General features: G+C 67.3%; 27 protein-coding genes. 16 read left to right on the forward strand and 11 right to left on the reverse strand.

Going from position 1 to position 25,366, the window contains the following annotated elements; translation table 11 throughout:
* The first annotated feature begins 50 nt into the window (after positions 1-50).
* Both L880_RS0101650 and L880_RS0101655 read left to right on the forward strand, forming a co-directional pair.
* Positions 51-914, forward strand: a complete 864-nt coding sequence (locus L880_RS0101650) for an MBL fold metallo-hydrolase (RefSeq protein WP_027474180.1) — start codon at positions 51-53, stop codon at positions 912-914.
* A gap of 57 nt (positions 915-971) precedes the next feature.
* A complete protein-coding gene (locus tag L880_RS0101655; RefSeq protein WP_043328252.1) occupies positions 972-1,622 on the forward strand; it encodes a DsbA family protein in 651 nt (216 codons plus the stop codon).
* Positions 1,623-1,648: 26 nt separating this feature from the next.
* On the opposite strand, the gene L880_RS0101660 is transcribed toward L880_RS0101655, so the two are convergent.
* On the reverse strand, positions 1,649-1,981 hold the full coding sequence (locus L880_RS0101660) for a hypothetical protein (RefSeq protein WP_027474182.1): 333 nt from the start codon (positions 1,979-1,981) through the stop codon (positions 1,649-1,651).
* A 166-nt stretch (positions 1,982-2,147) separates the two neighbouring features.
* On the opposite strand from L880_RS0101660, the gene L880_RS0101665 reads away from it, so the two are divergent.
* The 3 genes from L880_RS0101665 (at position 2,148) to L880_RS0101675 (ending at position 5,008) form a co-directional block, all read left to right on the forward strand.
* Positions 2,148-2,624: a MarR family winged helix-turn-helix transcriptional regulator gene (locus tag L880_RS0101665; RefSeq protein ID WP_027474183.1), complete on the forward strand. Its 477-nt coding sequence runs from the start codon at positions 2,148-2,150 to the stop codon at positions 2,622-2,624.
* 11 nt (positions 2,625-2,635) lie between these two features.
* Positions 2,636-3,013 (forward strand): c-type cytochrome, encoded by a 378-nt coding sequence (locus tag L880_RS0101670; protein ID WP_027474184.1) that lies wholly within the window; start codon positions 2,636-2,638, stop codon positions 3,011-3,013.
* Positions 3,014-3,271: 258 nt separating this feature from the next.
* Entirely contained in the window at positions 3,272-5,008 is a 1,737-nt protein-coding gene (locus L880_RS0101675; protein ID WP_051442952.1) for a tannase/feruloyl esterase family alpha/beta hydrolase, read from the forward strand.
* 46 nt (positions 5,009-5,054) lie between these two features.
* Here the strand turns inward: L880_RS0101675 and L880_RS0101680 are convergent, their stop codons facing one another.
* Positions 5,055-5,954, reverse strand: a complete 900-nt coding sequence (locus tag L880_RS0101680) for a LysR family transcriptional regulator (protein ID WP_027474186.1) — start codon at positions 5,952-5,954, stop codon at positions 5,055-5,057.
* Between the two features lie 171 nt (positions 5,955-6,125).
* Here L880_RS0101680 and L880_RS0101685 point away from each other — a divergent pair, with 171 nt between their 5' ends.
* The 6 genes from L880_RS0101685 to L880_RS0101710 all read left to right on the forward strand — a co-directional run bounded on the left by L880_RS0101685 (position 6,126) and on the right by L880_RS0101710 (position 11,179).
* On the forward strand, positions 6,126-7,217 hold the full coding sequence (locus L880_RS0101685; protein WP_027474187.1) for a porin: 1,092 nt from the start codon (positions 6,126-6,128) through the stop codon (positions 7,215-7,217).
* Between the two features lie 115 nt (positions 7,218-7,332).
* The gene (locus L880_RS0101690; protein ID WP_027474188.1) at positions 7,333-7,749 is read left to right on the forward strand and encodes a hypothetical protein; all 417 of its coding nucleotides are present in this window, start codon (positions 7,333-7,335) and stop codon (positions 7,747-7,749) included.
* A 143-nt stretch (positions 7,750-7,892) separates the two neighbouring features.
* Positions 7,893-8,681: a MipA/OmpV family protein gene (locus L880_RS0101695; protein ID WP_027474189.1), complete on the forward strand. Its 789-nt coding sequence runs from the start codon at positions 7,893-7,895 to the stop codon at positions 8,679-8,681.
* A gap of 14 nt (positions 8,682-8,695) precedes the next feature.
* Positions 8,696-9,370 carry a response regulator transcription factor gene (locus L880_RS0101700; RefSeq protein WP_027474190.1) on the forward strand — a complete coding sequence of 225 codons (675 nt, stop codon included), beginning with the start codon at positions 8,696-8,698 and terminating at the stop codon, positions 9,368-9,370.
* A gap of 31 nt (positions 9,371-9,401) precedes the next feature.
* A complete protein-coding gene (locus L880_RS31270) occupies positions 9,402-10,748 on the forward strand; it encodes a sensor histidine kinase (RefSeq protein WP_051442954.1) in 1,347 nt (448 codons plus the stop codon).
* Positions 10,745-11,179 (forward strand): DUF4405 domain-containing protein, encoded by a 435-nt coding sequence (locus L880_RS0101710; protein ID WP_027474191.1) that lies wholly within the window; start codon positions 10,745-10,747, stop codon positions 11,177-11,179. Before L880_RS31270 ends, L880_RS0101710 begins: the two co-directional genes overlap by 4 nt.
* A gap of 29 nt (positions 11,180-11,208) precedes the next feature.
* Here the strand turns inward: L880_RS0101710 and L880_RS0101715 are convergent, their stop codons facing one another.
* The 7 genes from L880_RS0101715 to L880_RS0101745 form a co-directional block, all read right to left on the reverse strand.
* Complete coding sequence (locus L880_RS0101715) at positions 11,209-11,985, reverse strand: siderophore-interacting protein (protein ID WP_051442955.1); 777 nt, start codon at positions 11,983-11,985, stop codon at positions 11,209-11,211.
* Positions 11,986-12,072: 87 nt separating this feature from the next.
* Positions 12,073-12,846 (reverse strand): tetratricopeptide repeat protein, encoded by a 774-nt coding sequence (locus L880_RS0101720; RefSeq protein ID WP_245614867.1) that lies wholly within the window; start codon positions 12,844-12,846, stop codon positions 12,073-12,075.
* Between the two features lie 136 nt (positions 12,847-12,982).
* On the reverse strand, positions 12,983-13,570 hold the full coding sequence (locus L880_RS0101725; protein ID WP_245614869.1) for a DUF3237 domain-containing protein: 588 nt from the start codon (positions 13,568-13,570) through the stop codon (positions 12,983-12,985).
* An 11-nt stretch (positions 13,571-13,581) separates the two neighbouring features.
* Positions 13,582-15,396, reverse strand: a complete 1,815-nt coding sequence (locus tag L880_RS0101730; RefSeq protein ID WP_084460899.1) for a tannase/feruloyl esterase family alpha/beta hydrolase — start codon at positions 15,394-15,396, stop codon at positions 13,582-13,584.
* A gap of 359 nt (positions 15,397-15,755) precedes the next feature.
* Positions 15,756-16,892 carry an acyltransferase family protein gene (locus tag L880_RS0101735; protein WP_027474196.1) on the reverse strand — a complete coding sequence of 379 codons (1,137 nt, stop codon included), beginning with the start codon at positions 16,890-16,892 and terminating at the stop codon, positions 15,756-15,758.
* Positions 16,893-16,897: 5 nt separating this feature from the next.
* Positions 16,898-17,668 carry a hypothetical protein gene (locus L880_RS0101740; protein ID WP_027474197.1) on the reverse strand — a complete coding sequence of 257 codons (771 nt, stop codon included), beginning with the start codon at positions 17,666-17,668 and terminating at the stop codon, positions 16,898-16,900.
* 50 nt (positions 17,669-17,718) lie between these two features.
* Positions 17,719-18,543: an IclR family transcriptional regulator gene (locus tag L880_RS0101745; protein ID WP_027474198.1), complete on the reverse strand. Its 825-nt coding sequence runs from the start codon at positions 18,541-18,543 to the stop codon at positions 17,719-17,721.
* Positions 18,544-18,703: 160 nt separating this feature from the next.
* Between L880_RS0101745 and L880_RS0101750 the strand changes: the two genes are divergently transcribed.
* From L880_RS0101750 to L880_RS0101765, 4 genes are read left to right on the forward strand one after another with little or no spacing between them, the layout of a single operon-like run.
* On the forward strand, positions 18,704-19,468 hold the full coding sequence (locus L880_RS0101750; RefSeq protein ID WP_027474199.1) for an ABC transporter substrate-binding protein: 765 nt from the start codon (positions 18,704-18,706) through the stop codon (positions 19,466-19,468).
* Positions 19,469-19,498: 30 nt separating this feature from the next.
* Positions 19,499-20,170: an ectoine/hydroxyectoine ABC transporter permease subunit EhuD gene (ehuD, locus tag L880_RS0101755; RefSeq protein ID WP_019572412.1), complete on the forward strand. Its 672-nt coding sequence runs from the start codon at positions 19,499-19,501 to the stop codon at positions 20,168-20,170.
* Positions 20,167-20,925 carry an amino acid ABC transporter ATP-binding protein gene (locus L880_RS0101760; RefSeq protein ID WP_019572413.1) on the forward strand — a complete coding sequence of 253 codons (759 nt, stop codon included), beginning with the start codon at positions 20,167-20,169 and terminating at the stop codon, positions 20,923-20,925. Before ehuD ends, L880_RS0101760 begins: the two co-directional genes overlap by 4 nt.
* Complete coding sequence (locus tag L880_RS0101765) at positions 20,922-22,250, forward strand: NAD(P)/FAD-dependent oxidoreductase (RefSeq protein ID WP_027474200.1); 1,329 nt, start codon at positions 20,922-20,924, stop codon at positions 22,248-22,250. Before L880_RS0101760 ends, L880_RS0101765 begins: the two co-directional genes overlap by 4 nt.
* Positions 22,251-22,268: 18 nt before the next feature.
* On the opposite strand, the gene L880_RS0101770 is transcribed toward L880_RS0101765, so the two are convergent.
* Both L880_RS0101770 and L880_RS0101775 read right to left on the reverse strand, forming a co-directional pair.
* On the reverse strand, positions 22,269-22,730 hold the full coding sequence (locus tag L880_RS0101770) for a cupin domain-containing protein (protein WP_027474201.1): 462 nt from the start codon (positions 22,728-22,730) through the stop codon (positions 22,269-22,271).
* A 355-nt stretch (positions 22,731-23,085) separates the two neighbouring features.
* Complete coding sequence (locus tag L880_RS0101775; protein WP_027474202.1) at positions 23,086-24,003, reverse strand: LysR family transcriptional regulator; 918 nt, start codon at positions 24,001-24,003, stop codon at positions 23,086-23,088.
* Between the two features lie 198 nt (positions 24,004-24,201).
* Here L880_RS0101775 and L880_RS0101780 point away from each other — a divergent pair, with 198 nt between their 5' ends.
* Entirely contained in the window at positions 24,202-25,272 is a 1,071-nt protein-coding gene (locus tag L880_RS0101780; RefSeq protein WP_420536223.1) for an asparaginase, read from the forward strand.
* Positions 25,273-25,366: the final 94 nt, after the last annotated feature.

Raw genomic sequence — 25,366 nt, forward strand, 5'->3', positions numbered from 1 at the left:
TTTACGAAACTAAACTTCACCCCATCGCAACCCAACCTCAGGACCTCACCATGTTCCGCACCACCGTCATCGCCGCCACCGTGTCCCTGGCTTTTGCCGCCGCCGCCCAGGCCGAGCCCTTGCAGCTGCAGGTCTACAACGCCGGTCCGAACAGTTTCAACGTCAACTCCACTCTGGTCTATGGCGCCAAGGAGGCGGTGGTCATCGACGGCGGCTTCACCCGCTCTGATGCTCTGCGCATCGCCGCCAATGTGCTCGACTCGGGCCGCCAGCTCAAGACCATCGTGGTCAGCCAGGCGGATCCCGACTACTACTTCGGTGTGGAAACGCTGAAGACCTTCTTCCCGGCCGCCGAAGTGGTGGCCACCCCGGCCGTGCTGGAGAAGATCCAGGCCAAGCTGGCCGGCAAACTGGCCTACTGGGGCCCCAAGATGGGCGCCAACGCCCCGGTCACCCCGGTGCTGCCCAAGGCCTTGCAGGGCAACAGTCTGAGCGTGGATGGCGAAGTCATCGAGCTGCGTGGCACCCAAGGCCTGCTGGCGCACCGCCCCTATGTGTGGATCCCCTCGATCAAGACCATCACCGGCGCCCTGGGGGTGTTCGGCCAGATGCACGTCTGGACGGCTGACACACAGACCGTGGCCGAGCGTGCCGCCTGGGTCGCCCAACTGGACGAAATGGCCGCCCTGAAGCCCGAGGTGGTGGTGCCCGGCCACATGGCAGCGGCCACCCCGCTGACCGCGGCCAACCTGAGCTTCACCAGCGCCTACCTCAAGACCTTTGAGCAGCAACTGGCCAAGGGTGCCAACAGTGCGGCGGTGGTGCAGGGCATGAACCAGGCCTATCCGGGCCTGCCTGGTGCCATGTCGCTGGACCTGGGCGCCAAGGTCAACAAGGGCGAAATGAAGTGGTAAGCCGCTGAGCAGCCACTGATCGATCACCTCAACCAGTCAAACATGCCGCAGTACCCCATGAGCCAGTCCGCCCCCGTCCAGGTCCGCTATTTCTTTGACCCGCTGTGCGGCTGGTGCTATGGCGCGGTGCCAGCCCTCAAGGTGTTGCAGGGCCAGCCCGACATCGGCTTGAGCCTGGCTCCCGTGGGGCTGTTTGCCGACGAGGCGGCACGCCCCATGGACAGTGGCATGGCCGCCTATGCCTGGGCCAATGACCAGCGCATCCAGGCCCTGACGGGGCAGGTGTTCAGCCCCGCCTACCGCGAGCAGGTGCTGGGCGACCCCACGCGGAACTTTGATTCCGGGCCCGCGACCCGGGCCCTGAGTGCCGTGCAGATCACCGCCCCCGGGCGCGAACTGGAGGCCCTGCACGCCCTGCAGCATGCCCGCTATGTGGAAGGCCTGGCCACCAGTGACGCTGCGGTGGTGGTCGCCTTGCTCAATCGCCTGGGCCTGCAGGCTGCGGCCCAGGCCTTGCAGGCCGGCGACGCCGGCCTGTTGGCCCACGCCCGTGAGCGCATGCAAAAAGCCCGCAGTGCCTGGCAGCAACTGGGGCTTCAAGGGGTGCCGGCCCTGCAGGTGCAGGCAGCGGGTGGCTCAAGGGTGGTGACGGGGCAGGTGTTGTATGGCGCACCGGAGGCCTTGCTCAGCCTGGTGCGCGGGCACTGAAGCCCGCTGCCGTCTTGATCGGTCGCCTACCAGGCGGTCAGCCGAAAGTCGTTTTCAAAGCGGGCGTCAAAATCGCGCTCGCTGATGTGGTTGATGCGTGCGTCGCACTGGCTGGGCAGGGCCACACTGCGGCGGCGCACATACACCACGCAGCCCAGCAGACGCCACACCACCAGCCGCTCTTCACGTGGTTCGGGAAACGCCTCCTGATTCGGGGCCTCCAGGAAGTCGCGGTAGCGCAGCTCGGCGGTCAGCCAGCCCACACGCCGGCTGCGCACCGTGCGATAGCGCCCCAGGTGGAGGTGGCGCCGCCAGGCCATCAGCAAGGCCAGGCCCAAGAGTGCCAGCAGATAAGTCATTGTTCTAACCTCCTTTCGAGGTGGAGCTTGAGGGGTGCCGCATCGGATGCGATGCAATCAGTGTAAACAGTATATATAGTTTATACGGTTAGCTTTGTGCAGGGTTTTCATGGACAGGCGCCGCCGTGTCGGGCGGGCATCTGGCCGGCGCTACACTTGCCGCGGTATGCCCAGCACACGTGTTTCTGACCCCACCGGCCCCGGCCACCTTGATCACCATCGGCTCACCCGCCTGCTGGGTTACCAGCTGGCGCAGGCGTCCATCCCCACCAACCGGCTCTTCAAGGCGAACATCGAGGCCCCATGCCAGCTCAACAAGCTGGAGTTCAGCCTGCTGATGTTGGTGGCCTCCAATGAACATGTGACGCCCAAGCGCCTGTCGGTGGCCATGAACGTGCCTGGCCCCAACCTCACGCTGCTGCTGGGGCGGCTCGAAGAGCGCGGCCTGCTGCAGCGCGAGCGCAGCGAGACCGATCGGCGCGTGCAGCACCTGCGCCTCACACCGGCCGGCGAGGCGCTGGTACAAAAGCTGGAGACCATCATCGACCGCATGGAGGCCGACCTGCTGAGCCACCTCAGCCCCGGTGAGCGCACCCTGCTGTTCGAACTGCTGACCAAGGTGGCGGCCCACCGCAAAGTCTGAAAGCCCGGGTCTTGATCCAACGTCTCCGTCATTTCTGGCCTGTGGCACTGGGCAGCCTGTTGGCACTGGGCTTGGCCGGGCTGTTGTGGGTGGCCTTTGGCGATGCGGCGGGTGAGGCACCCAACCCGGGTCTGGCCCTGGCGCGTGGCCACGGTTGCCTGTCTTGTCACGGCCTGGTGCACAAGCAGGTGGGGCCCGGGTATGCCCAGGTGGCGCAACGCTACCGGGGCGACCCGGAGGCGCCCGAGCGGCTGGCGGCGATCATCCGCGCCGGCTCGGTGGGGCGTTGGGGCCGCGTGATCATGCCGCGCCAGCCCGGTGTCACCGAGGCCGAGGCCCACCAACTGGCGGCCTGGGTGCTGTCTCAGGGCGAGCCGGAGACCCGCTGAGCCCCTTGGCATGTTGACTGGCTGCCTGCGCTCGCGCAGGGAGTCCGGACGGGCCACGTCTTCGTCATTTGAGCGCTGATCGCGCGGTGTGCGCGCTGATGGCCGCGTGCGTGCATTCATCCCCTGGCCAGCCGCCTTTTTCTTCGTGTATTCCCTAGTCATGCCTCCGAAACTAATTACATACAGTAATTAGTTGAGTGGCCCATAAAGGTCAATCAGGCGATAAAACTGCAATAAAGCCCACGAGGAGACTTCAATATGCTTAAAAATTCAAACCATTCAGGCGGCTGGTACTTGCTGCCCGTCAGCCTGGCGGCGGCCCTGCTGTCGGCTTGTGGCGGTGGGGGTGGCGGGGTGGTGATTCCCCAACTGGGCGCCGCCACAGGTGCCAGCCTGTCCGGCACCTGCGAGGCCTTGGCCAGCAAGTTGGGCGCCCTGCAGAACACAGCCATCACGGGCACCAGCACGGTGGCCGCCGGCACGCTCACGGTGGCGGGCCAGGCCGTGCCGGCGCACTGCCTGGTCACCGGCAAGATGAATCAGCGCGTGAGTGCCGTCGACGGGCAGACCTATGCCATCGGCTTCGAGATGCGCCTGCCGGTCAACTGGAACGGGCGCTTTTTCTACCAGGCCAACGGCGGCACCGACGGCAATGTGTTGACCGCCACCGGTGGCTTCGGCGGCGGCCCGCAGACCCATGCTCTGTTGCAAGGCTTTGCGGTGTTGAGTTCGGACGCCGGCCACACCGCAGCCCAGAACCCCACGTTCGGCATCGACCCCCAGGCCCGTCTCGACTATGGCTACCAGGCGGTAGGAAAACTCACCCCCATGGCCAAGAACGTGATCCAGCTGGCCTATGGCAAGGGCCCCGATCGGTCCTACCTGGGGGGCTGCTCCAACGGCGGTCGACACACCCTTGTCGGGGCGGCACGCTACAGCGACCAGTACGACGGCTTTCTGGCCGGAGCCCCCGGCTACAACCTGCCCAAGGCGGCGGTGCGCAGCATCTACCGTGGCCAGCAATACGCCAGCCTGGTCACCGCAGGCAGTGACCCCAGCACACCGGCCGGTTTGGGCACCGCCTACACCACCGCCGAGCGCACCCTGGTGTCCAAGGCGGTGCTGGCCAAGTGCGATGCACTCGACGGCGCCACCGACGGCCTGATCCAGGACACCAAGGCCTGCCAAAGCGCCTTCAACATCGCCACCGACGTGCCCACCTGCTCTGGCAGCCGCGACGGCACCTGCCTGAGCGCAGCGCAAAAGACGGCCGTGGCCAACATCTTCAAAGGACCCAGCACCAGTGCCGGCGCTGCGGTGTACAACAGCTTTCCGTTCGACAGCGGGCACGGTGGTGCCGGGGTGGCCTTCTGGGAGTTCACGGCGCCATTGGTGCTGGATTCGGGCGCCGTGGGCCTGATCTTCAAGACCCCGCCCGAGACCGCAGCCACCTTCAACGGGCCGGCCTTCACACTGGGGGCCAACATCGACACCCTGGTGGCCCAGATCAACGCCACCAACAGCACCTACACCGAGTCGGGCATGAGCTTCATGACGCCGCCCAAACCCACCGACCTGTCGGCGGTGAAGAACCGGGGCGCCAAGGTGATGGTCTACCACGGCGTGAGCGACCCGATCTTCTCGGTCAATGACACCGTGGCCTTGATCGACGGCCTGAACGCCGCCAACGGAGGCGATGCCACCAACTTCGCCCGCCTGTTCCGCGTGCCGGGCATGAACCACTGCTCCGGTGGCCCGGCCACCGACCAGTTCGACATGATCACCCCGCTGGTGGCCTGGGTCGAGCAAGGCCAGGCGCCCGATCAGGTGGTGGCCACGGCCCGGGGTGCCGGCAACGCGGGCGGCGTGAACGCCGATGTGCCCAGCACCTGGTCGGCCACGCGCACACGGCCTTTGTGTGTCTACCCCAAGGTGGCGCGCTACAAGGGCTCGGGCGACATCGAGTCGGCGGCCAACTTCAGCTGCCAGCTTTGAAGCAGGCGGCCGGGGCACCCTTTCAGGCGTGCCCGGCCTTCCGCCGTCACACCGCCTGGATGGCCTGCACCAGCAGGTCTGCCAGGCTCTGGGCTTCGGGGTGAAGGCGGGCACCCTTGTGAACAATCAGCCCCAGGGTGCGTGAGACCGTGGGGTCGGTCAGGGGCACGCCTTTCAAGCCGGCTTGCAGCGGGCCTTGCACGGCCAGGGCCGGCAACACCGCGGCGCCCAGGCCCGCCGCCACCAGGCTCAGGGCCCCGGTCACGTGGTTGACCTCGTAGCCGATGCTGGGGCGCATGCCGGTGCGGGCGATGGCGCTGTCGATCAGCAGGCGGTTGCCACTGCTGCTGGACACGGCAATCAAAGGCTGCTTGAGCAGCGACTTCCACGACACGCTGCGCCGCCGCGCCAGGCCGTGGTCCTCGGGCACCACCACGACATAGTCTTCCGTGCGGATGGGCAGAAAGTCCAGATCCGCCTCCTGGCTGCCCAGAAAGTTCACGCCGAAATCCGCGTGGCCGTGCAGCACACTGTCCAGCACCATCTGGGCGCTCTCATCGATGATCTTCACGCGCACGCCTTCGTGCAGGCTGCGGTAGCGGCCCAGCGTTGCTGGCAGGATGTGATGCGCCACCGAGGGCACGCAGGCCACGGTGACTTTGCCGGTGCGGGCCAGCGCCCGTGCCTCCAGCCCCTGGTAGGCCAGGCGCAATTCCTCCATCACGATCTGGGCATGGGCCTGCAGCTGACGGCCTTCGTCCGTCAAGGCCACGCGCCGCGTGGTGCGTTGAAACAGCTGGCATTTGAGCTCCTGCTCCAACTTCTCGATGCGCCGGCTGAGCGCCGGCTGCGAGATGAACAGGCTCTCGGCCGCCGCCTTGAAGCTGGACTTCTCGGCCACGGCCAGAAAGGCCTGCAGTTCTCCCAATTCGATATTGATGCGCATGGGGCATTTATAAATCAAATTAATGCAATTGAACAAATGCCTGTCTCCCCGCATCATCACGCCGCTTTCGCCTTGGGAGCCCGGCCACGCCCATCCACGTGATGAGCCGCGGGCGCCGGGGTGGCCAAGCACATTCACCAAAACGACATCTCGGGAAACGAGGAGACTTGCATGAAGAACAAAGACGCGCCCCATCGGGCGGGCTATGCCGTGCCCACGCTGTTGCTGGGCCTGCTGGCGTCGGGCCAGGTGCTGGCCCAGAGCAGCGCCGTGGTCTACGGCATCATGGACGCAGGTGTGCGCAGCACATCGGGCATGGACCCTGCCAATGCCCGCTCGGTCGGCAGTGCCAGCATGATCAACAGCGGCATCAACACCACCAGCCGTCTGGGCTACCGTGGCACCGAAGACCTGGGCGGCGGGCTGCAGGCCCTGTTCTTCCTGGAGTCCGGTCTGAACATCAACACCGGCGCCACCGCCAGCAGCACCAAGTTCTTTGACCGGGGCGCGTACACCGGATTGAAGGGCGATCTGGGCACGCTCACCCTGGGCCGCCAGAACACCTTGCTGGCCGATGCGGTGCTGCCGGTCGATCCCCTGGCCACGCGCTTTGCCAGCCTCAATTCGAATGTGGCGATCTCGGCACTCAGCGCCCACCAACTGGGCATCGAGTACGGGGCCTCGGGCTCCAGCACGGGCAGCTACCGTCTGGACAACTCGCTGAAGTACGCCTACAGCGTGGGCAACACTACCGCGCGCGTGATGCACGCATTCGGCAATCAGGCTGACAGCAACAGCAAGCTCTCGTCCAACGGCGCCAGTGTCGAGTACAAAAGCGCCAGCTGGCAGGGGATTCTGGCCTACACCCAATTCAAGACCGTCACGGGCCTGACCCTGAACGGCTATGTCAGTGGCGTGGCGGTTCCTGTCGGGGCAGGCCGGCTGAACCTGACCTACAGCGGGCACAGCGCCGACACCTCGGCCACGGCCAAGACCCGCAACCAGGTGCTGGGCCTGGGCGGCACCTGGCCGCTCACGCCGCAGCTCGATCTGCTGGTGGGGCACTACCGCGTGAACCGCTCGCGGACCGCGGCTGTGGACGATGGCTACAACCGCACCATCGCCTTCCTCGAATACAAGCTGTCGACGCGCTCTCTGGTCTACCTGGAGGCCGACAACACGCGCTGGAAACGCGACTACCAGGGCGCCGGTCTGAGTGCCACCAGCACCGGCGTCTCGCTGGGGATCAAGCACAGCTTCTGAGCGCCATCCTGGGCTGCAGGCGCTTGCTGCGTCGTGCGCCCGGTTGCAGAATGCCCAGGCGTTACCAGCCCTCTCCCCCTGCGGGGCGGCTGCAGCCCGACGCCTGGAGCCCACCATGAATCCTTCCGATGATGAATTGGCGCGTGCGATCCACGAAGAGATCGCTGCTGCCGCGATAGCGGCGCGGCGCTTCGCGATCCGCAACTACTTTCTGGCCTACGCGGTATCGGGTGTCATTGTCCTGGCCAGCATTGGCTCGGGCATCACGGCCGCCATCCATGACATACCCACCTGGTTCACCGCCTCCATGGCGGCCCTGCCCGCCGTCATGCTGACGGCCAGCACCGTGTTCCGGTTCGAGCAAAAATCCGCCTGGTTCTGGAAGAAGACCAAGGCGCTCGATTCGCTGGTGCGCAAGATCCGCTATGAATCGTTGGGCACCGTTGAGGCCAGCCAGGCTTTCAGCCGCATCGAGGAAGACCTGGAAAACGAATGGATTTCGTTCGGCACGGTCGGCCGCAGCCAGGACTGATCACGCGCGGCTTGCGGGTGTTGCTGCCGTCCGAGGCTGTGGCAGAAGACTCAGGGCAGCAACGGCAAAAGCCGTTCCCAGTAACGGTGCGGTAAGTCGATGTCGGTGAGCATGAGATGTCTTCCCTGTTTTGAAGGAATCTCATGAAAGCAATCAACCCACACATGCCACGGCGCCTGCCTTTGACCGCCCTGGCCCTGTGCCTGGCCTGCGCCCACGCCGCCTGGGCCGATGGTGCACCAGCCGACGCTGATCCTGGCTACGGCTGGGGTGTCGGCGGCGTGGTGTTTCCCCGGGTCCGGGCCTACAAGGATTTCAGGCACAAGACCGAGGTCTTCCCCATGGTGACGTATGAGAACGCCTGGGTCCGGGTGTTCGGTCCGGGCCTGGAGTTCAAGCTGGGGCAGGCCGGGCCGGTGGCCTTCGGGCTGACGCTGGCCTACGGGGCCGACGAGGGTTACCAGGCCAAGGATTCCCCCACCCTGGCCGGCATGGCCGACCGCAAGGCCAGCTTCTGGGTGGGTACGCGGGTGGCCTGGCGCACCGAGCTGGCCCAACTGTCTGCCGAGCTGGCGGGCGACGCCTCGGGCAACAGCAAGGGGCAAAAGCTCAAGGTCGGGGTGGAGCGCCGGTTTGACCTGGGCGGCTTCGGCATCGCGCCGCGGGCCCAACTGAGCTGGCAGGACCAGAAGTACGTGCAGTACTACTATGGCGTGGAGCAGTCCGAGGCCCGCTCCGGCCGTGCCGCTTACCAGGCCAAGGGCACCTTGAACACCGAACTGGCCGTGCGCCTGGACTACCGGCTGGTACCCAATCAGACCACCTTTGTGGACCTGGGCGTGACCCGCCTGGGCTCGTCGATCAAGGACAGCCCGCTGGTGGACCGCTCGACCCTGCCCATGGTGCGTGTAGGCTACCTGTATCGGTTTTGAAAGGGAGTCGGCTCGTGCAACGCGTCCTGTTGATCGAGGATCATCCCAGGCTGGCCAGCCTGATCAAAAGAGCCCTGGCGCAGGCCGGCGTCGAGTGCGATGTGCTCGAGCGCATGGACCAGGGCTGGGCGGCGCTGCAAAGCCAGGCCTATTCGGCGGCACTGGTCGACCGGGGACTGCCCGATGGTGACGGCCTGTCGCTGATCCGGCGCTGGCGCGACAGCGGCCAGCAGCTGCCCTGCCTGATCCTGACCGCGCGCGATGCCTTGCACGACCGCATTGCCGGTCTGGAAGGCGGGGCCGACGACTACCTGACCAAGCCGTTCTCGGTGGAAGAGCTGGTGGCCCGCACGCGTGCCTTGCTGCGCCGGGCGCCCGAGCAGACCTCGCTGGAGCCCCGTTTTGCCGACCTGCAGGTGCAGCCCCACAAGGCCCTGCTGGTGTGCGAGCAGCAATCGGTGCTGTTGCCCCGCACCGAGCTGCAGATCATGCTCACCCTGATCAAGGGGGCGGGTGATCCGATACGGCGCAGTGCCCTCGAGGCTGCCGCCTGGGGGCTGCAGGAGGCCGTCACCCCCAATGCCCTCGATGTGGCCCTGCACCGTCTGCGCAAGAAGATCCAGGCCCTGGGCTCGACCGTGAAGATCCAGAACCTGAGGGGGGTCGGCTATGCGCTTGAAGCCTTGTAAGTGGGCTGACCTCAGCCTCAGCGCCCGGCTGATGTGGACCTACCTCGTGGCCTGGTTGTTCACGCTGTCGCTGATCGCCCTGGGCATTTTCTGGTTTCTGCGCGGCGATCCGCTGCACTGGGTGGACCACTCCACCCTGGCCGTGGCCACCGAACTGTCCGACCGCGTGCATTTCGATGCCCAGGGCCAGCCCACGCAGATCGCCATTCCGGACGAGGTTCGGTGGTTGTCCGAGCTGGCACCGCTGGACCTGGTCTATCGCATCTTCGACGAACAGGGCCATGAACTGCTGTGGTCTTCTGCGCGGGCCCGACAGGTCTGGCCAGGGGCCGCGCCGGCGCCCACCCCGCAAGAAGCCCATGGCCGGGTGTGGGTGGAGGGCCTGCCCATGCGGGTGCGCACGGTCTCCGTGCCCAGCCCGGATGGCGGCCCGCGCAGGCTGTGGCTTCAGGTCGGCCTCAGCGAGCGGCTGGTGGTGCTGTTCCATGCCGGCAATGGGGCCCGGTTGGGAGGCCTGATGCTGCTCATGGCGGTGCTCTCGGTGCTGCTGCTCGGGGCGGTGCAGTTCTTTCTGTTCCGGCGTTTGCTGGCTCCCGTGAGCCGGTTGTCCGAAGAGGCGGGCCGCATCCAGCTCAGTCGCCCGGGGCTGCGCCTGGGCACCGAAGGGGTGTTTCGCGAGCTCAAGCCCCTGGTGCTGTCGTTCAACGAGAGCCTGCAGCGGCTGGAGGATGCGTTTGCCCGGCAGCTGAAGTTCCTGGCCGATGCGGCCCACGAGTTGAAGACCCCGCTGGCCTTGCTCAAGGGGCAGATGGAGCTGGGCGACACCGATACCCAGGCCTTGATCCAGGACGTGGACCAGCTCTCCCGCCAGGTGCAGCAATTGCTGGTGCTGGCCGAGGTGACCGAGCCCCGCAGCTACCGCCATGCCGACCTCGACCTGGAGGCCATCGTCTGGGAGGTGTGCCACTTTCTGGCGCCCCTGGCCCAGCGCGCCGGCGTCGGCCTGGTGCCCGACATCGAATCGGTCCCCCAGGGTGTGCAAGGCGATCGCTCGGCGCTGTTCGTGCTGCTCAAGAACCTGGTGGAGAACGCCATCGGCTTCGCGCCCGAAGGCTCCAACGTCACCTTGCGGCTGCAGGCCCAGGCGGTGGTGGTGCGCGACGTCGGCCCGGGCATCGCGCCGGCCGACTTTGCGCGCCTGTACGACCGCTTCTGGCGAGCCCCTGGGCGGCGCGACGTGGGGGCCGGCCTGGGGCTGGCGATCTGTCTGGAAGTGGCCCAGGCCCACGGCTGGTGCCTGAGCGCGCGCAATGCCGAGCCCGGGGCCGAGTTCAGGCTGGGTCTGCAGCCCGCCATCGCGCAGGAGGTTCTGCCATGATGCGCCGCCTGACGACCTCTGTGCTGCTGGTGGCCTTTGTGGGCATGGCCAGTTCGGGGTTGATGATGCTGGTCGTGGACCAACCCTCTTTCACGATGCGCCTGCACCCGGTGCACAAAGTGTTCGGCATCCTTCTGGTGGCTGCCGTGGGCGTGCATCTGTTCACCCAGGCCGCCACCCTGCGGCGCCACCTGAAGGCACCCGTCGCCCGCAGTGTGGCCGGCTTGGTGTTGACGCTGTTGGTGATCTGCTATGCCCTGGCCTGGATGAACCCCGTGGCGCCTGAATCGGCGCAGCAACTCGACGACATGGCGCGCCGCATCGAGTCGGGTGAGGCCTGGGTGGCCCCCCAGGCCGTGTCGCCAGCTGCTCAGCCGCCAGGGCTGAGCCCGCAGCCGAGCTTATGCGATGCCCCCAGCGGTGGGCGCTGAGCTGCGCCTGCCTGACGGCCCGGCGCGCCTCAGTCCAGGCCGGCCTTGCCGGGTGCCCAGTAGGCCTTGCTCAGCAGCCGCTGCCGGGGCACGCCGTGTGCCCGCAGTGTCGGCAGCAGGCTCTGGATGGTGCGTGCCCGCCCGGTCAGAACGTAGCGCGAGGATGCTTCGGCGCCCGCCAGCACCAGCGCCGACAGGGCGGGCAGATGGGCGTCATCGCTTTGCCGGGCCACCAGTTCGGCCTGCAGGTGCCAGGTCTGCAGCAGGGCGTGGATGTGCTCGGGCTGATCCACCTCCAGGACGACGCGGGCCGGGCGCCATGCGGCCGCCAGGCTGATGCTGGTCTCATCGCCCACCAGCACGCCGGTGGCCGAGGGCCAGGCCGACAGGTCCAGCGACCGGCGTGGCCCCATCAAGGCCACGGCCTGCCCCACCCGGGCATGGTGCACCCATTCACTGCCCGGGCCCAGGGCCAGGGCATGGGCCACAAAGCGGGTCTCACCGGTCTGCGGGTTCCAGTCGATGGGGGTGTAGCTGCGATTCGTCATGCCGGGGCCCACCTTGATCTGCAGCTTGTCGCCAGGCGCCCAGACCCGCCCGCGCAATGCCGGCCCTTGCACGGTCATCAGGTACAGGCCGGGTGCCAGGGCCTGGTGGCCGGTGATCACCGCCGAGAGAAAGAACAGCCGCGTGAGCAGCCGGGGCAGGGGGCTGTCGGTGGCGGCCGCAGGGAGCGAGTCGGCGCGGGGCGCTTCCGGGTGGGTACGGGGTAGAGCTATCAGGTCTTCGTGCATGGGCTTGTTCATCTTTGGGCTGAGGGCGTTGAAGATGGGTGGTGGAGCGCCGGCGATGGGGTGGGGCGCGGTGCCGTTGGGCGCGCAAGTGCTGCAGGCTCAACGCGCCTGCCTGATCCTGTCCAGCAAGGCTCGGGCTTCATGGCGGCGGGCGGCGTCGGTCAGTGGCCGGCCCGGGCCATCCGGTGCGGCCAGCGCCTTTTCCAGGTAGGGCAGGGCCTGGGCCTGCAGGCGCGACTCGACCAGGTACTCGGCGTAGAAGTAGTTCGCGTCCAGGCCCCGGGGCTGCAGGCTCAGCGCCTTGGTCAACAGGGTGCGTGCCTGGGCCTTGTCGCCAAAACTCAGGGGCCAGCCCGGCACCTTGTAATACAGCACGCCCAGGCCAGTGTAGGCCGAGCCCTCCAGTGCCTGGTCGTTGATGTGCAGTGCTTGCTCGAAGCGGCTGCGCGCCTGCTTGAGCAGCGGCAGGGCGCCCAGGCCGCCCTTTTGCTCGGCCAGCGAACCGAGCACGATGCCCTCCCAGATCAGGGGCTCGGCCCGGCCTTCGTAGGTCTCGCTGACCATGTGAGCCTTGGTGGCCAGGCCTTCGAACCATTTTTCGCGGTCGCCGGCGGCCTTCTGGTAGCGGATGGTCTCCCACTCGCGCTGCAGCTGGCCCACGGCGGATTGCACAGGGGGGACGGGCGAGGCCAGGGCCCATGGGCTGAGGCCCGCGGCCAGGAGTGTGAGCAACAGGGTTCTGCGGCGCCGGGGGGCGCTGTGCCGCAGGCTGGCCTCTTCATGCTGTGCCCGGGCCACGTTGGCGCGCGTGGCAAGGGCGCAGTGGCTCGCTCCGCTGGCCGCCCAGGACGCGGTGGGGTGTCGAACCTTCATGGTCTGAACCTCCGTTCATCAGGTCCAGACCCGCTCCTCACAAGGGCATGAGGATGGCAAACGGGTCTGGCGATGACGCATGGTCCGCCGGCTCGACTTACTGCACAGTTACCCGGCTCTGCACCGGTGTCAGGGATCAGACCAGGCGGAACACCCGGATCACCACCGCGTCGCGTTGGGGCCGCAGGCTGTCGAGTGTGCCCACGTGCACGTGGTCGTTCAGCCAGCCGTAGCGGCCCTCGGGGGCCACGATCTCCAGTGTTGAAAACGCGTAGCGGCCGCTGCCGTCCTTGGGCGGGCGCACCAGCACGCGGTTGCGCACCGAGATGATCACGCCGTCATGCGTCTGCAGCTCGTACACCGCGTCCAGCGCACGGGCGCCGTCGCGGCGTATCAACTGGCGGTCGGCGCCGCCGGGCAGCACTTTGCCCTTCAGGCCGGGGCCTTCAAAGGTGCCACCCGCGATCGGCACCATGCGGCGCTCGCCCCAGGGTGAGGTGCCCAGGTCCAGGGTCGGCTCCAGGTCACAGACCGCTTCGTAGACGAACTCGGTGCGTGGCAAGGCCATGGGCACCCGGTCGGTGGTGGCGGTGGCCGGGGTTTCGGCGGCCCGGCCGGGTCTGACCATCAGCGTTGTGCCGGCCAGCAGGCTGGCCCCGAGCCAACGGCGTCGCGCAAGGGCTTGCATGCCCACCGGGCCGGTGCCAGAGACATCAGATGTCATGACGGGCCTCCTCATCGGCAGCTGAAGCTGGCCGCCGATTCCACGCTGCCGGACCCGTTGTAGCGGGCCACCTTCGGGTAGGGGCACAGCGGGCGGGTGCGGTTCGGCGACCAGCTGGCCGGCACGTCGGCATTGGTCGAGGCGATGGTGCCGCCCACACCCCGTGCGGTGGCCAGCACGCTGTCGGGGGCCTTGCCGTACTCGACCCAGTTCACGATGGCGTCCACCATGTCGTAGTTGTCGGTGGCAGGCCCGCCCCGCGAGTGGCCCATGCCCGGCACGATGAACAGGCGGGCCGAGAGTTGGGCCTGATCATTCCAGCCCGACTGGAAGCTGTTGTACCAGTTGATGGTGTCCTGGACCGAGAACACCGGGTCGGACGAACCCTGCACCAGGATCATCTTGCCGCCGTTGCCCACCATCTTGCTCATCAGCAGATCGGGCGGGGTCATGAAGCTCATGGCCGATTGGGTGTAGGTGTTGTTGCTGGCAAAGATCTTGGGCGCATCGGTGTCGAAGTTGAAGCCGAGCACGAAGTTCAGGATCGTCGGGTCCACGCCGGTCATGACGCTGGTCGATGTGGGTGGGGTGGTGAACACAAAGCCCACGGACAAGGGATCGCGCGGGCCGGTGGCGTTGGCCGTCTTCCAGGTGAACCAGCCCGACGATGAAGTGTTGTAGATGCCGGCATCCCAGAGGAACTGGGTGTACAGCGCCTGCCCGGCCGAGTTCTTCGCCCCGGCATGCATGTTGGCCAGGACCGTCTTCTGGGCCGCGGTCAGGCAGGTGCCATCGGCCGCACCCGTGCAGGTGGGCACGGCGGTGCTGATGTTGAAGGCCGCCTGGCAGGCCTGGATGTCGTTGACCGATTGATCGGCCACGCCGTCAAGGCTGTCGCATTTGGCGATGATGGCGTTGGAGACCAGTTTCAGATCCCGGCTCACGCTGAAGCTGGTCGACACATCGGGCAGCCCGGCCTTGGCGCCGCTGGTGAACTTGCTGGAGATCGTGGCCAACTGGTTGGCACCCCACAGTTGAGCCACCGCCGCCTTGGGCAGGTTGAAGCCCGGCGACCCGGCGACATAGCCGTCGAACTGGTCGCCAAAGCGCGAGGCGGCCACCATGGCGTGGCGGCCGCCATTGGAGGTCCCCACGATGTACGAGCGATCAGGCTGCTTGCCGAAATACTGCTTGATCAGGGCCTTGGCCATGGGGGTGAGGCTGCCGACGGCGTTGTAGCCATAGTCCAGGCGGGCCTGGGGGTCGATGCCGAACACGCCGCCATTGATGTTGGCATTGACCGAGGTGTCGGGCTGGTGCCCGGCGTCGGTGCTGAGGGTGGCAAAGCCCTTGGTCAGGCCCGTGGCCGCTTGCCCGCCGCCCAGGATATCGCCGACGGCGGCCACCACCGACCCGTCGAGACCGCCGTTGGGCTGGTAGAAGAAGCGGCCGTTCCATTGGGTGGGCAGGCGCATCTCGAAGCCGATGCCGTAGGGGCGGCCATCGATGGCGCCGGTGCGGGCATTCAGGGTGCCCACCACATCACAGTACTCGGGGTTGGTGACGGTGACGCCGCTGCTGCCGGCGGCTTCGGTGGAGCCTGCGGCCACCAGCTTGGCTGAGGTGATGGTCAGGTTGCCGTACGAGAAGGTGGCGGCACTGCAGCTGTTGGCAGGGGTGGCACCGACGGCCACCCGGGGGCCCGAGTCGCTGCCGCCACAGGCAGACAGCGAAAAAATCAAACCGATCAAGCCGAGTGAACTCAGCCGATAGATGGCGGTGGGTGGCGCCAACAGGCGGGGCAGGGGGGCGGGTGTCGCGGACATGGTGTCTCCAGGGCTTGCTTCGAATCATGTGCCGAAAGACAACGTTAGCATTCGGCAGATGATTACAATACTGAAGTAAGTTGGCGAAAGACACCGTATTAACCCTGAGCGTTCTAGCCAGGGCTGGCGAGTTCTGTCACGGGGTTCTTATCGCCCTAAGAGCGGCTGCAGCTTGATGTTCAGATGCCGCTCGATGAGATCAACCCGGTGGCTGGTCTTTCAAGGGCGCTCAAATACTTCAATATTTGAATTTATTGCTGATGCTGATCTTGCTCTGTCGAGACCATGCCATGGCATCCCAGGTCGGCCTGCGGCAGTTGCCCATCGTGGGCGAGGTCTCGCGCCCTGGTGTGCACCGGTCAAAGCAATCGGGCCAGCCAAGGCGCGCGCAGCAGCCATCCTGCGAGCACAAAGCACAGCAGGCATGACAGGCTGCCGGTCACGGCCCATTTCAGCAGCGGTGCCGCGCCCACACCCGCGCCGGCCAGGGCCACAGCCACCAGCACGGGCGGGTGGATCACATAGATGGCAAAGGCCCGGCGCGACAGGTCGGTCTGCCAGCGGCGTGTGGGGCGCCATCCGGGCCCGAAGGCCTGCAGCAGACGCAGCAAGATGCCCCAGGCCACCAGGGGCTCCCAGAAGGCATAGGCCACCGGCAGGATGGCCGAGCGCAGTTCAGGCCAACGCGCGCCCAGCCCATACAGCAGCGGCAGCACGGGCAGACAGCACAGGGCCAGCCGCCACCAGAACCGCAGCTCGGTGCCGGGCAGGCGCTCCAGCCAGGCCGACCGGGCCGCGCGGCAGCCCACCCCGAACAGCAGCGCGTAGCTGGCGAAATAGCCCAGTTGCAGGCCCCACACATTGACGCCGACGGGCCAGGCCTGGCGCAGCAGCCAGGCTGTGGCACCGGTGGCCAGGGCCGCCAGCAGCAGCGTGCGGCGGCGTGGCCAGGGGCGGGCATCTGGCTGCCAAGGGCCAGCCGCCGGCCCGGGCAGTCGCCCTCGGCCCCACCACCAGGCCAGCGCCGCGCCGGTCATCAGCAGCAGTGCCTGGGCAAACCACAGTGGCCCGTTCTCGAAGGTGTTGTGCTGGAGCAGCGTTAGAAAGGTCTCCCCCCAGGGCTTGCCCCGCGCGGTGGCGGCCAGCGCGATGGTGGCCGGCCCGATCAGCGTGCCATACACCGGCAGGGGCAGGCCCAGCCGCAGCAGGCGCCCACGCACAAAATCGAACAGGCCCTTGCGGGCCAGGGCCGGCGGCGTGAAGTAGCCCGCCAGCAGAAAGAACAGGCCCATGAACCAGGCCTGGTTGACGGTGCAGAAGAAGACCAGCAACTGCACGTCCAGGCGCGGGCTGGTGGCCACCTCGCGGTAATACCAGCCGCCGATGGCGCCATAGGTGATGGCCGCATGGTGCAGCACCACCAGCAGGGTGCAGAGACCGCGCAGCATGTCCAGCCCCGGTTGCTGCGGGTGGGCCGGGCCAGCTGTGCGCCGCATGGTGTTCAGCCTGGGGTGGACCCTGCTGCCAGCAAGGCCTTGGCAGCGTCGATGCGCAGGGCCAGGGGCACGCTGGGGTCGTCCATCACGGCGCGCAAGAAGGCCTGGGGGCTCAGCCCGGGGCCGGGCCCGGTGGCGGTATGGGGGCCGGTATAGGCGTGGGTATTGGGGGCGTTCTGGGGCTCGGCCGGTGCGGGTGCTTTGGGGGCTGGCGCCGGCTGCAGCCGTTCCCAGGCTTGCAGCATGTCGCCGGGGCGCATGCTGCTCAGCCGCGCCAGCAGGTCGGCCTGGGCGTCGGGGCCAGGCGGCAGGTCGATGGCGGGCTCGTCGCCAAACACGGCAGCCAGGTCGGGCGCCACAAAGGCCGACCACAGACCGGTGTCAGGTCGCAGCGCCGGCACCTGGGGCACGCCCTGCCCAGGCTGGGGCAGCAGGCGCAGGCGGCGCTCGGGCACGCCGGGCAGGTAGCGCTGGCACAAGGCCCGCAAAAAGGCCTGGGCCTGCTCCTGCGGCAGTGGCTGCGTCCACGAGAACCACAGTTGGTAGCCGTCCAGCCCATTGATGGCAATGGCCGGGGCCGGCAAGCCCAGATCGGCCTGCACGCCCTGCCACACCGCCGACAGCGCCGGCCAATCGGCCGGGCGGGCCAGCTCCAGCACGGCCGCCCGCAGTTCACCGTCGGGGCCACCCAGCGCCAGCTCGGGCACGTCGCCCTGGGGCGGCGCGGCGCCAGAGGGCAGGTAAAGGCGGCTCAGCTCGGTTTGCAGTCGGTTCATGGTGGGGTAGGGCAGACAGATGGCCGAACTCTAACCCAGGCCGGGCGCATTCAGCCCATGGTGCGCACCGAGCTGCTGACCGCCCGCGCACACTGCAGCAGCGGCGGGGCCAGCTTGCGTTCGGCTTCTTCCAGCGTCCAGCGGCTGGTGGGCGCCACCACATGGATGGCGCCCAGCGGGCGGCCGCTGGCGCCCAGCACGGGGGCTGCCAGCGTCATGTCGCCCAGAAAGAGTTCTTCGCGGTTGATGGCGTAGCCGCGCTGGCGTGCCTGGCGCAGGGTGTCCAGGATGTCGGCCACCGCCGTCAGCGTGTGCTGGGTGTGGGCCACCCGGTGCGCGCCTTCGATCAAGGCCTGGGCTTCGGCTTCGGGCAGCGCACTCAGGTAGGCCCGGCCCGAGCCGGTGCAGTACATGGGGATGCGGCTGCCGATGGGCATGTGCACCGGCACGAACTGGGCGCTCACGAAGCGGGCCACATAGACCATGTCTTCGCCATCGCCTTCGGTCAGGCAAGAGGTTTCGGTGGTGACGTTCGACAGCTCCGACAGAAAGGGGTTGGCGATCTCGATCATCGGATTGGCCGACAGGTAGTTGAAGCCGATCTCCATCACCCGGGGGGCGAGTTGGTAGCGCCGTGTCTGCGGGTGTTTGCGCAGGTAGCCCAGTTGCTCCAGGGTGTAGACCATGCGCTGGGCCGAGCTCTTGTTGATGCCCACCGCTTCGCCCACCTCGGCGATCGTCATGGTGCGACGCTGGCCATTGAAAGCCCGCAGCACCCCCAGACCTTTTTCAAGTGACTGATTGAACAGCAAGCTGTTGCTGGCGGCGGGCGCCTCGTCGGGGCCAGGCGTTTGGGGGTCTTGGATGGGGTTCATGGTACTTAAAAATCGATATTCGATTCTATAGCGTCGAATAGTGGTTTGTATTAATTGAAATAAGAGTTGAGTGAATCGATGATTGGCATGGTCGTTGCATCCAACGGTGCATCTTCACCCCTTCATCCACCCCCGGGCCTTGCCCGTCTAGGAGCTTTCCATGTCACTTGCCTCACCTCTTCGCCGTGCTGCCCTGATCTTGTGCGCTGCCTGTGTCACTTCGGGTGCATGGGCCCAGGGCGGTGCATCCAGCTACAACGTGGGGGCCACGGCCACCGGCATTCCGTTCACCTTTCTGGACGTCAAGAGCAACTCCATCCAGGGCATGATGGTGGACACCGTGACGGCGGTGGGCAAGGCCGGTGGCTTCAGCGTCAACGTGCAGCAGACCGTGTTTTCGGCCCTGATCCCATCGCTCACTTCGAACAAGATCGACATCATCTCGGCCGCCATGCTCAAGACGGCGGCACGCCAGCAGGTGGTCGACTTCAGCGACCCGGTCTATTCCTATGGCGAGGGTCTGCTGGTCAAGGCCGACGACGCCAAGCCCTACACCTCACTCGATGAACTCAAGGGCGAGATCGTGGGGGCCCAGGTGGGCACGGTGTTCCTGGACATGCTCAACAAGAAGGGCATCTTCAAGGAGGTGCGCAGCTACGACTCGGTGGCCGACCTGGCGCGCGACCTGGCCTTGGGCCGCATCAAGGCGGCGCTGGCCGACCAGCCCATCATGGCCTACCAGATCCGGCAGAACACCTTCCAGGGGGTGCGCCTGGTCGATAGCTACAAGCCCGTCAATGTGGGCGATGTCTGCCTGGTGGTGCGCAAGGGCGATACCGAGACCCTGGCCCGGCTCAACAAGGCCATTTCCGCCATCAAGGCCGATGGCACCCTGGCCAAGATCGTGCAGAAGTGGGGCATCTGAGGCCTGCGCGCCCCGATCTGAAAGCGCTTCATGAGTGCATCCCAGTTCATCGAACATGCGCGTGAGTTCCTGCCCATCCTGTTGCAGGGGGCGGTGGTCACGGTCGAGGTCACGCTGTTGTCCTTTGTCTTCAGCACCGTGCTGGGCCTGGTGCTGGCGCTGACCCGGTTGTCACCGATCCGCGCCCTGGCCTGGGGCGGGGGAGCGGTGATCAACCTGATCCGCGGCCTGCCCATCATCGTGCAGCTGTTCTACATCTACTTTGTGCTGCCCGACATCGGCATCCAGCTCACGGCCTTCCAGGCCGGCGTGATCGGCCTGGGCATCGCCTATTCGCCCTACCAGGCGGAGAACTTCCGGGCCGGCATCGAGGCGGTCGACCCCGGCCAGCGCGAGGCCGCCCTGGCCATGGGCATGGGGCCGGCGCTGATCATGCGCCGGGTGATCCTGCCGCAGGCCTTTCGCATTGCGCTGCCGCCCTACGGCAACACGCTGGTGATGATGCTCAAGGACTCGTCGCTGGTGTCCACCATCACCGTGGCCGAAATGACCCGGGCCGGGCAGCTGATTGCCTCGTCCACCTTCCAGAACATGACGGTCTACACCCTGGTGGCCCTGTTGTACCTGGTGCTGAGCCTGCCCCTGGTGGCCGGCCTGAAGAAACTGGAAAGCCACCTTCGCAAGGGAGCCCGCAGGCCATGATCGAGATTCGCGACTTGCACAAGCGCTACGGCGCCCACGAGGTGCTCAAGGGCGTCAGCCTGAACGTGGAGGCCGGCCAGGTGGTGTGCCTGATCGGGCCCTCGGGCTCGGGCAAATCCACCGTGCTGCGTTGCATCAACGGGCTGGAGACCTACGAGGGCGGCGAAATCCGTGCCTTTGGCCAGCCGGTGGATGTGCGCAGCCCGGCCATCCGCCAGTTGCGCTGCCGCATGGGCATGGTGTTCCAGCGCTTCAACCTGTTTGCCCACCGCAGCGTGCTGGACAACGTGATGGAAGGCCCCGTGCATGTGCTGGGCCAGGCCCGCGGCCCGGCCCGCGCGCTGGCCCTGGATCTGCTCGACAAGGTGGGCCTGGTGGACAAGGCCCAGGCCTACCCGGCCCAGCTCTCCGGCGGGCAGCAGCAGCGGGTGGCGATTGCCCGCGCGCTGGCCATGAAGCCCGAAGCCATGTTGTTTGACGAGCCCACCTCGGCCCTCGACCCCGAGCTGGTGGGCGATGTGCTGGAGGTGATGCGTGCCCTGGCCCGTGAAGGCATGACCATGATCGTGGTCACCCACGAAATGGGCTTTGCCCGCGAGGTGGCCGACCGCGTGTGCTTTCTGCACAGCGGCACCATCGTTGAAGAGGGCAGCTCGGCCCAGGTGCTGGGCGCACCGCGCCACGCGCGCACCCAGGATTTTCTGCGCCGGGTGCTGCACCAGCCTGCCCAGGCCACGTTGGAGCCCACCCCATGAACCCACGGTATTCCGAAGCCATGCCGCCCTCGCTGTGGGCGGCCACGGCCCCACCGGCCACCGCCACGCCGGCGCTGGCCGAGTCGATCAGCACAGATGTGCTCGTGATCGGCGCCGGCTACACGGGCCTGTCCACCGCCTTGCACCTGGCCCAGGCGGGCACGCGGGTGGTGGTGCTGGAGGCCCGCGAGCCGGGCTGGGGCGCCTCAGGGCGCAACGGCGGGCAGGTCAACCCCACCCTCAAGCACGACCCCGACGAACTCAGGGCCTTGCTGGGGCCCGAGCGGGCCGAGGCGCTGATCGAGGTGGTGTCCGGCTCGGCCGATCTGGTGTTCGAGCTGATCCGTAAACATGGCATCGCCTGTGATCCGGTGCGCGCCGGCTGGCTGCAGCTTTCTTACGACGAGAAACTGTTGGCCGGCCTGCAGGCCCGTTCGCGCCAATGGGCCGTGCGGGGTGTGCCGGTCGAGTGGCTGGACCGGGCCGCGGTGGCGCGCCGCGTGGGCACCGAGGCCTTTGCCGGGGGCTGGCTCGATGGCCGTGCCGGTGGGGTGCAGCCGCTGGCCTATGCACGAGGCCTTTTGCAGGCCGCCCAGTTGCTGGGCGTGCAGGTGCACGGGCACAGCCCGGTGAGCGCCTTGCAGCGTGTGGGGGGGCATTGGGTGGCCACCGGCCCGGGGGGCTGTACGGTGCGCGCCGACCGCGTGGTGATCGCCACCAATGGCTACACCGATGGACTCTGGCCGGGCTTGCGCCAGACCGTGCTGGCGGCCAACAGCTTCATGGTGGCCACGCGCCCGCTGCAGGGTGACGCGGCCGCTGCCATCCTGCCGGGGGGCGAGACGGCCTCCACCTCGCAGCGCTTGCTGTTGTACTTCCGCAAAGACGCCCAGGGGCGGTTGCTGATGGGCGGGCGCGGCCATTTCAGCGACCCGGTCGGTGCGCCCGATTTTGTCCACCTTGAGCGTTCGCTGGCCTTGTTGTTTCCGGGCCTGGGGCCCTTGCAGTACGAGTACCGCTGGGCCGGTCGCATCGCCATCACGCGCGACTTCATGCCTCATGTGCACGAGCCCGCACCCGGCGTGACCCTGGCGCTGGGCTGCAATGGGCGCGGCATTGCCCTGTGCACCAGCCTGGGCCAGCAGATCGCCCGGCGTCTGACGGCCGGCGATCTGGCGGGAGGGGCACCGTTTCCTTACCCCGTCACCCGCATGCGGCGCATCCCCTTGCACGGGCTGCAGCGCTTCTACATCGCGGCGGGCGTGGCCTGGTACTCGCTGCTGGATCAGCTGGAGGCCAGCAAGAGCCGCCTCGCTGGAGGCTGATCGGGCCCCTGCGCCGACTCAGTTCATGAACACGGTGTCGCCACTGGCCTGCGGCGGCACCTTGATGGCGATCGCCTTGAAGCGGCCGCTGCTGGCCACGGTGCCGGCATGGGCCGTGCCCTTGGGGATGACCAGCAGCATGCCGGGCTTGATGTCCACCAGGCGGTCGCCCAGCCAGGCGGTGCCTGTGCCCTCGACGATGTACTGGATCTCGTCCGACTTGGCGTGATAGTGCTTGCCCACGTTGCCGGTCTGCACGGCCAGCGTGGCCTGGTCGGTCACCACCAGGGTCTTGCTGCGCAAATCGGGGTTGGGCGTGGCGGGCAGGTCGGCATCGGTCAGGGCTGCGATGTCGATGGCGGCCGGGGCCAGCGGCACGGTCTGGGCGTGTGCGTCGCGCAGCAGCTCGGTGGCCCAGGGGCCGGCCAGCAGGCCGGCGGCAAAGGCCAGGGCGATGGGGGCAGTGGTCTTCAGTCGCATCAGTTCAGTCTCCGCAGTATTGGATGAAGGGGCTGGCCGCACTGACCAGCGGTGTGGATGCAGTGTGCCTCAAGCCGGGGCGTTTGGTTGGGGCGCCCTAGGGCCTGTTAACACTGATTTCGCCGGATGCGTTGGAGATCCAAAAGGCCTAGCGCAAGGCGCCAACCGCAGCTGGGTCGGTGACCCAGCGAGGATTGGCAACGCCGCGATCGGCCTTTTGGGCTCCAACCCGAAGGGAAGCCGGCTGGCCAAGCGCCACTCGGCGTTGCGTGTCTTGCCCAGACGCCCGGTCTGGGCTGCGACACGCGCCTTGATTGGCGCTTGGCCAGCAGGCTTCGCACCGGCGAAATCAGTGTTAACAGGCCCTCGCCGGGGTCGACAGCGTCTGTTGCAGCAGCGCCGGCAGCATGCCCAGCATGCGCTGCACCGCCTGGCCGGGCGGGTGGTTGGGGCTGTGGTAGCTGTACAGCGACATGGGGGGCAGCTCGTGCAGCTCCAGCGCCACCATGGTGCGCGGGTCCAGGTGCTGGGCCGTCAGAAAATCAACCACTGTCCAGCCCATGCCCCGGCGCACCAGCTCCAGCGCCAACTGCGAGGTCTGCACCTGGATGCCGCCACTGTCCACCACGCCCAGGCGTTGCGCCAGCTCGTCGATGGCCTGACGCATCGGGTCGTTGCCCACCAGGCGGATCACGGGAACCTGGGCCAGCCGGCCATAGGCCAGCGGCGGGCTGCCGCGCAGCGACCAGGTCCACAGCTCGCGCGTGACGGCCAGGAACAGGCGCCCGCTCACCAGCAGCTCGCTGTGCAGTTGTGGGTGCGGGTGCGGGTAGAAGCCCAGGCAGAAATCCACGCTGTGCGTGAGCAGGGCCGGGGCCATCTGGTCCTGGTTCAGGGTGCGCACCTCGATGCCCACCTGGGGGTGGCGACCGGCATGGGCCTGCAGCAGGCTGGGCAGAAAGTTGTGGCTGATCGAGGGGATGGCCGCCAGCCGGATCTGCCCGCCTTCGCCGCGCGCCAGGTTGCGCGCCGTCTGGCGCAGGCCCTCCAGTTGGCGGTGGATGCCGGCCGATTCGGCCGCCAGCACCTGGGCCTCGGGGGTGGGGGTCAGGCCGGCCGGGCTGCGCGTGAACAGCGCATAGCCCAGTTGCAGCTCGGTGTGGGCCACGGCCTTGCTGACCGCCGAGGGCGTGACACACAGCAGGCGTGCGGCGGCGCTCATGCTGCCGGTCTGCAGCACGGCCTGGAAAACTTCGAGTTGCCTCAGGTTCATGGGGGCCCGGGGTGAATCAGGGTTAATGCGGATATGAGTGGAATTCACACCCTGCGGTCGATTATTCCGCATCGGCGGCGTGGTGTCGCCCCTAGCATCGGCCATCCCGCGGCTACCCTGCGGGACGAGTGCAGCGCCCCACCCGAGGGCTGCGTGTTCCCCCTCAAGACCCGAACTCAGGAGTTTCCCCTCATGTTGATGACCACCCGTCAAGGAATGAAACGCTGGCTGGCCGCCATGGCGCTCAGCGCACTGTCGGCAGCTGCTCTGGCCCAGGCCGCCAAGCCCCATGTGGTGGTGCTGGCCACGGGCGGCACCATCGCCGGTGCTGGCGCCTCGGCTGCCAACAGCGCCACCTACGCCGCCGCCAAGGTGCCGGTCGAAAAGCTGCTGGCCGGCCTGCCCGAACTGGGCAACGTGGCCCAGGTCACGGGTGAGCAGGTCTTCCAGATCGCCTCCGAGAGCTTCACCAACGAGCACCTGCTGACCCTGGCGCGCCGCGTCTCGGCCCTGAGCAAGCAGGCTGACGTGGACGGCATCGTCATCACCCACGGCACCGACACGCTCGAAGAGACCGCCTACTTCCTGAACCTGGTGGTGCACACCGCCAAGCCCATCGTGGTGGTGGGTTCGATGCGCCCCGGCACCGCGCTGTCGGCCGACGGCACCCTGAACCTGTACGACGCCGTCAGCGTGGCCGCCAGCAAGGATGCCGGCGGCAAGGGCGTGCTGGTCACCATGAACGACGAGATCCAGAGCGGCCGCGACGTCAGCAAGACCATCAACATCAAGACCGAAGCCTTCAAGAGCCAATGGGGCCCCCTGGGCATGGTGGTGGAAGGCCGCAACTACTGGTTCCGCGCGCCGGTCAAGCGCCACACCAATGCGTCCGAGTTCAACATCGACGACATCAAGACCCTGCCCGCCGTGGACATCGTGTACGGCTACGGCAACATGAACACCACCGGCATCGATGCCTACGGCAAGGCCGGCGTGAAGGCCCTGATCCATGCCGGCACCGGCAACGGCTCGGTGGCGGCCCAGGCTGTGCCTGCCCTGCAAGGCCTGCGTGCCCAGGGCGTGCAGATCATCCGCTCGGCCCGCGTGCCCGATGGCTTCGTGCTGCGCAATGCCGAGCAGCCCGACGACAAGTACGACTGGGTGGTGGCCCACGACCTGCGCCCGCAAAAGGCCCGCATCCTGGCCATGGTCGCCCTGACCAAGACCAGCGACAGCAAGGAACTGCAACGCATCTTCTGGGAATACTGATCCTTCGCCTGACGAATGATCTTCAGATCACCTGAGGCGCCCGGGGTGGGACACCCCCACCGGGCCCTGAAGTGAACCGACGCCCGCCCTGGTC

Origin of the sequence: Curvibacter gracilis ATCC BAA-807 (assembly GCF_000518645.1) — a bacterium.
GTDB lineage: Bacteria > Pseudomonadota > Gammaproteobacteria > Burkholderiales > Burkholderiaceae_C > Curvibacter > Curvibacter gracilis.

Excerpts from the sequence above, each read along its gene's own strand:
- L880_RS0101650 (WP_027474180.1), top strand. The coding sequence starts at position 51 with ATGTTCCGCACCACCGTCATCGCCGCCACCGTGTCCCTGGCTTTTGCC.
- L880_RS0101655 (WP_043328252.1), top strand. The coding sequence starts at position 972 with ATGAGCCAGTCCGCCCCCGTCCAGGTCCGCTATTTCTTTGACCCGCTG.
- L880_RS0101660 (WP_027474182.1), bottom strand. The coding sequence starts at position 1,981 with ATGACTTATCTGCTGGCACTCTTGGGCCTGGCCTTGCTGATGGCCTGG.
- L880_RS0101665 (WP_027474183.1), top strand. The coding sequence starts at position 2,148 with ATGCCCAGCACACGTGTTTCTGACCCCACCGGCCCCGGCCACCTTGAT.
- L880_RS0101675 (WP_051442952.1), top strand. The coding sequence starts at position 3,272 with ATGCTTAAAAATTCAAACCATTCAGGCGGCTGGTACTTGCTGCCCGTC.
- L880_RS0101680 (WP_027474186.1), bottom strand. The coding sequence starts at position 5,954 with ATGCGCATCAATATCGAATTGGGAGAACTGCAGGCCTTTCTGGCCGTG.
- L880_RS0101685 (WP_027474187.1), top strand. The coding sequence starts at position 6,126 with ATGAAGAACAAAGACGCGCCCCATCGGGCGGGCTATGCCGTGCCCACG.
- L880_RS0101690 (WP_027474188.1), top strand. The coding sequence starts at position 7,333 with ATGAATCCTTCCGATGATGAATTGGCGCGTGCGATCCACGAAGAGATC.
- L880_RS0101695 (WP_027474189.1), top strand. The coding sequence starts at position 7,893 with ATGAAAGCAATCAACCCACACATGCCACGGCGCCTGCCTTTGACCGCC.
- L880_RS31270 (WP_051442954.1), top strand. The coding sequence starts at position 9,402 with ATGTGGACCTACCTCGTGGCCTGGTTGTTCACGCTGTCGCTGATCGCC.
- L880_RS0101710 (WP_027474191.1), top strand. The coding sequence starts at position 10,745 with ATGATGCGCCGCCTGACGACCTCTGTGCTGCTGGTGGCCTTTGTGGGC.
- L880_RS0101715 (WP_051442955.1), bottom strand. The coding sequence starts at position 11,985 with ATGAACAAGCCCATGCACGAAGACCTGATAGCTCTACCCCGTACCCAC.
- L880_RS0101720 (WP_245614867.1), bottom strand. The coding sequence starts at position 12,846 with ATGAAGGTTCGACACCCCACCGCGTCCTGGGCGGCCAGCGGAGCGAGC.
- L880_RS0101725 (WP_245614869.1), bottom strand. The coding sequence starts at position 13,570 with ATGACATCTGATGTCTCTGGCACCGGCCCGGTGGGCATGCAAGCCCTT.
- L880_RS0101730 (WP_084460899.1), bottom strand. The coding sequence starts at position 15,396 with ATGTCCGCGACACCCGCCCCCCTGCCCCGCCTGTTGGCGCCACCCACC.
- L880_RS0101735 (WP_027474196.1), bottom strand. The coding sequence starts at position 16,892 with ATGCGGCGCACAGCTGGCCCGGCCCACCCGCAGCAACCGGGGCTGGAC.
- L880_RS0101740 (WP_027474197.1), bottom strand. The coding sequence starts at position 17,668 with ATGAACCGACTGCAAACCGAGCTGAGCCGCCTTTACCTGCCCTCTGGC.
- L880_RS0101745 (WP_027474198.1), bottom strand. The coding sequence starts at position 18,543 with ATGAACCCCATCCAAGACCCCCAAACGCCTGGCCCCGACGAGGCGCCC.
- L880_RS0101750 (WP_027474199.1), top strand. The coding sequence starts at position 18,704 with ATGTCACTTGCCTCACCTCTTCGCCGTGCTGCCCTGATCTTGTGCGCT.
- ehuD (WP_019572412.1), top strand. The coding sequence starts at position 19,499 with ATGAGTGCATCCCAGTTCATCGAACATGCGCGTGAGTTCCTGCCCATC.
- L880_RS0101760 (WP_019572413.1), top strand. The coding sequence starts at position 20,167 with ATGATCGAGATTCGCGACTTGCACAAGCGCTACGGCGCCCACGAGGTG.
- L880_RS0101765 (WP_027474200.1), top strand. The coding sequence starts at position 20,922 with ATGAACCCACGGTATTCCGAAGCCATGCCGCCCTCGCTGTGGGCGGCC.
- L880_RS0101770 (WP_027474201.1), bottom strand. The coding sequence starts at position 22,730 with ATGCGACTGAAGACCACTGCCCCCATCGCCCTGGCCTTTGCCGCCGGC.
- L880_RS0101775 (WP_027474202.1), bottom strand. The coding sequence starts at position 24,003 with ATGAACCTGAGGCAACTCGAAGTTTTCCAGGCCGTGCTGCAGACCGGC.
- L880_RS0101780 (WP_420536223.1), top strand. The coding sequence starts at position 24,202 with ATGACCACCCGTCAAGGAATGAAACGCTGGCTGGCCGCCATGGCGCTC.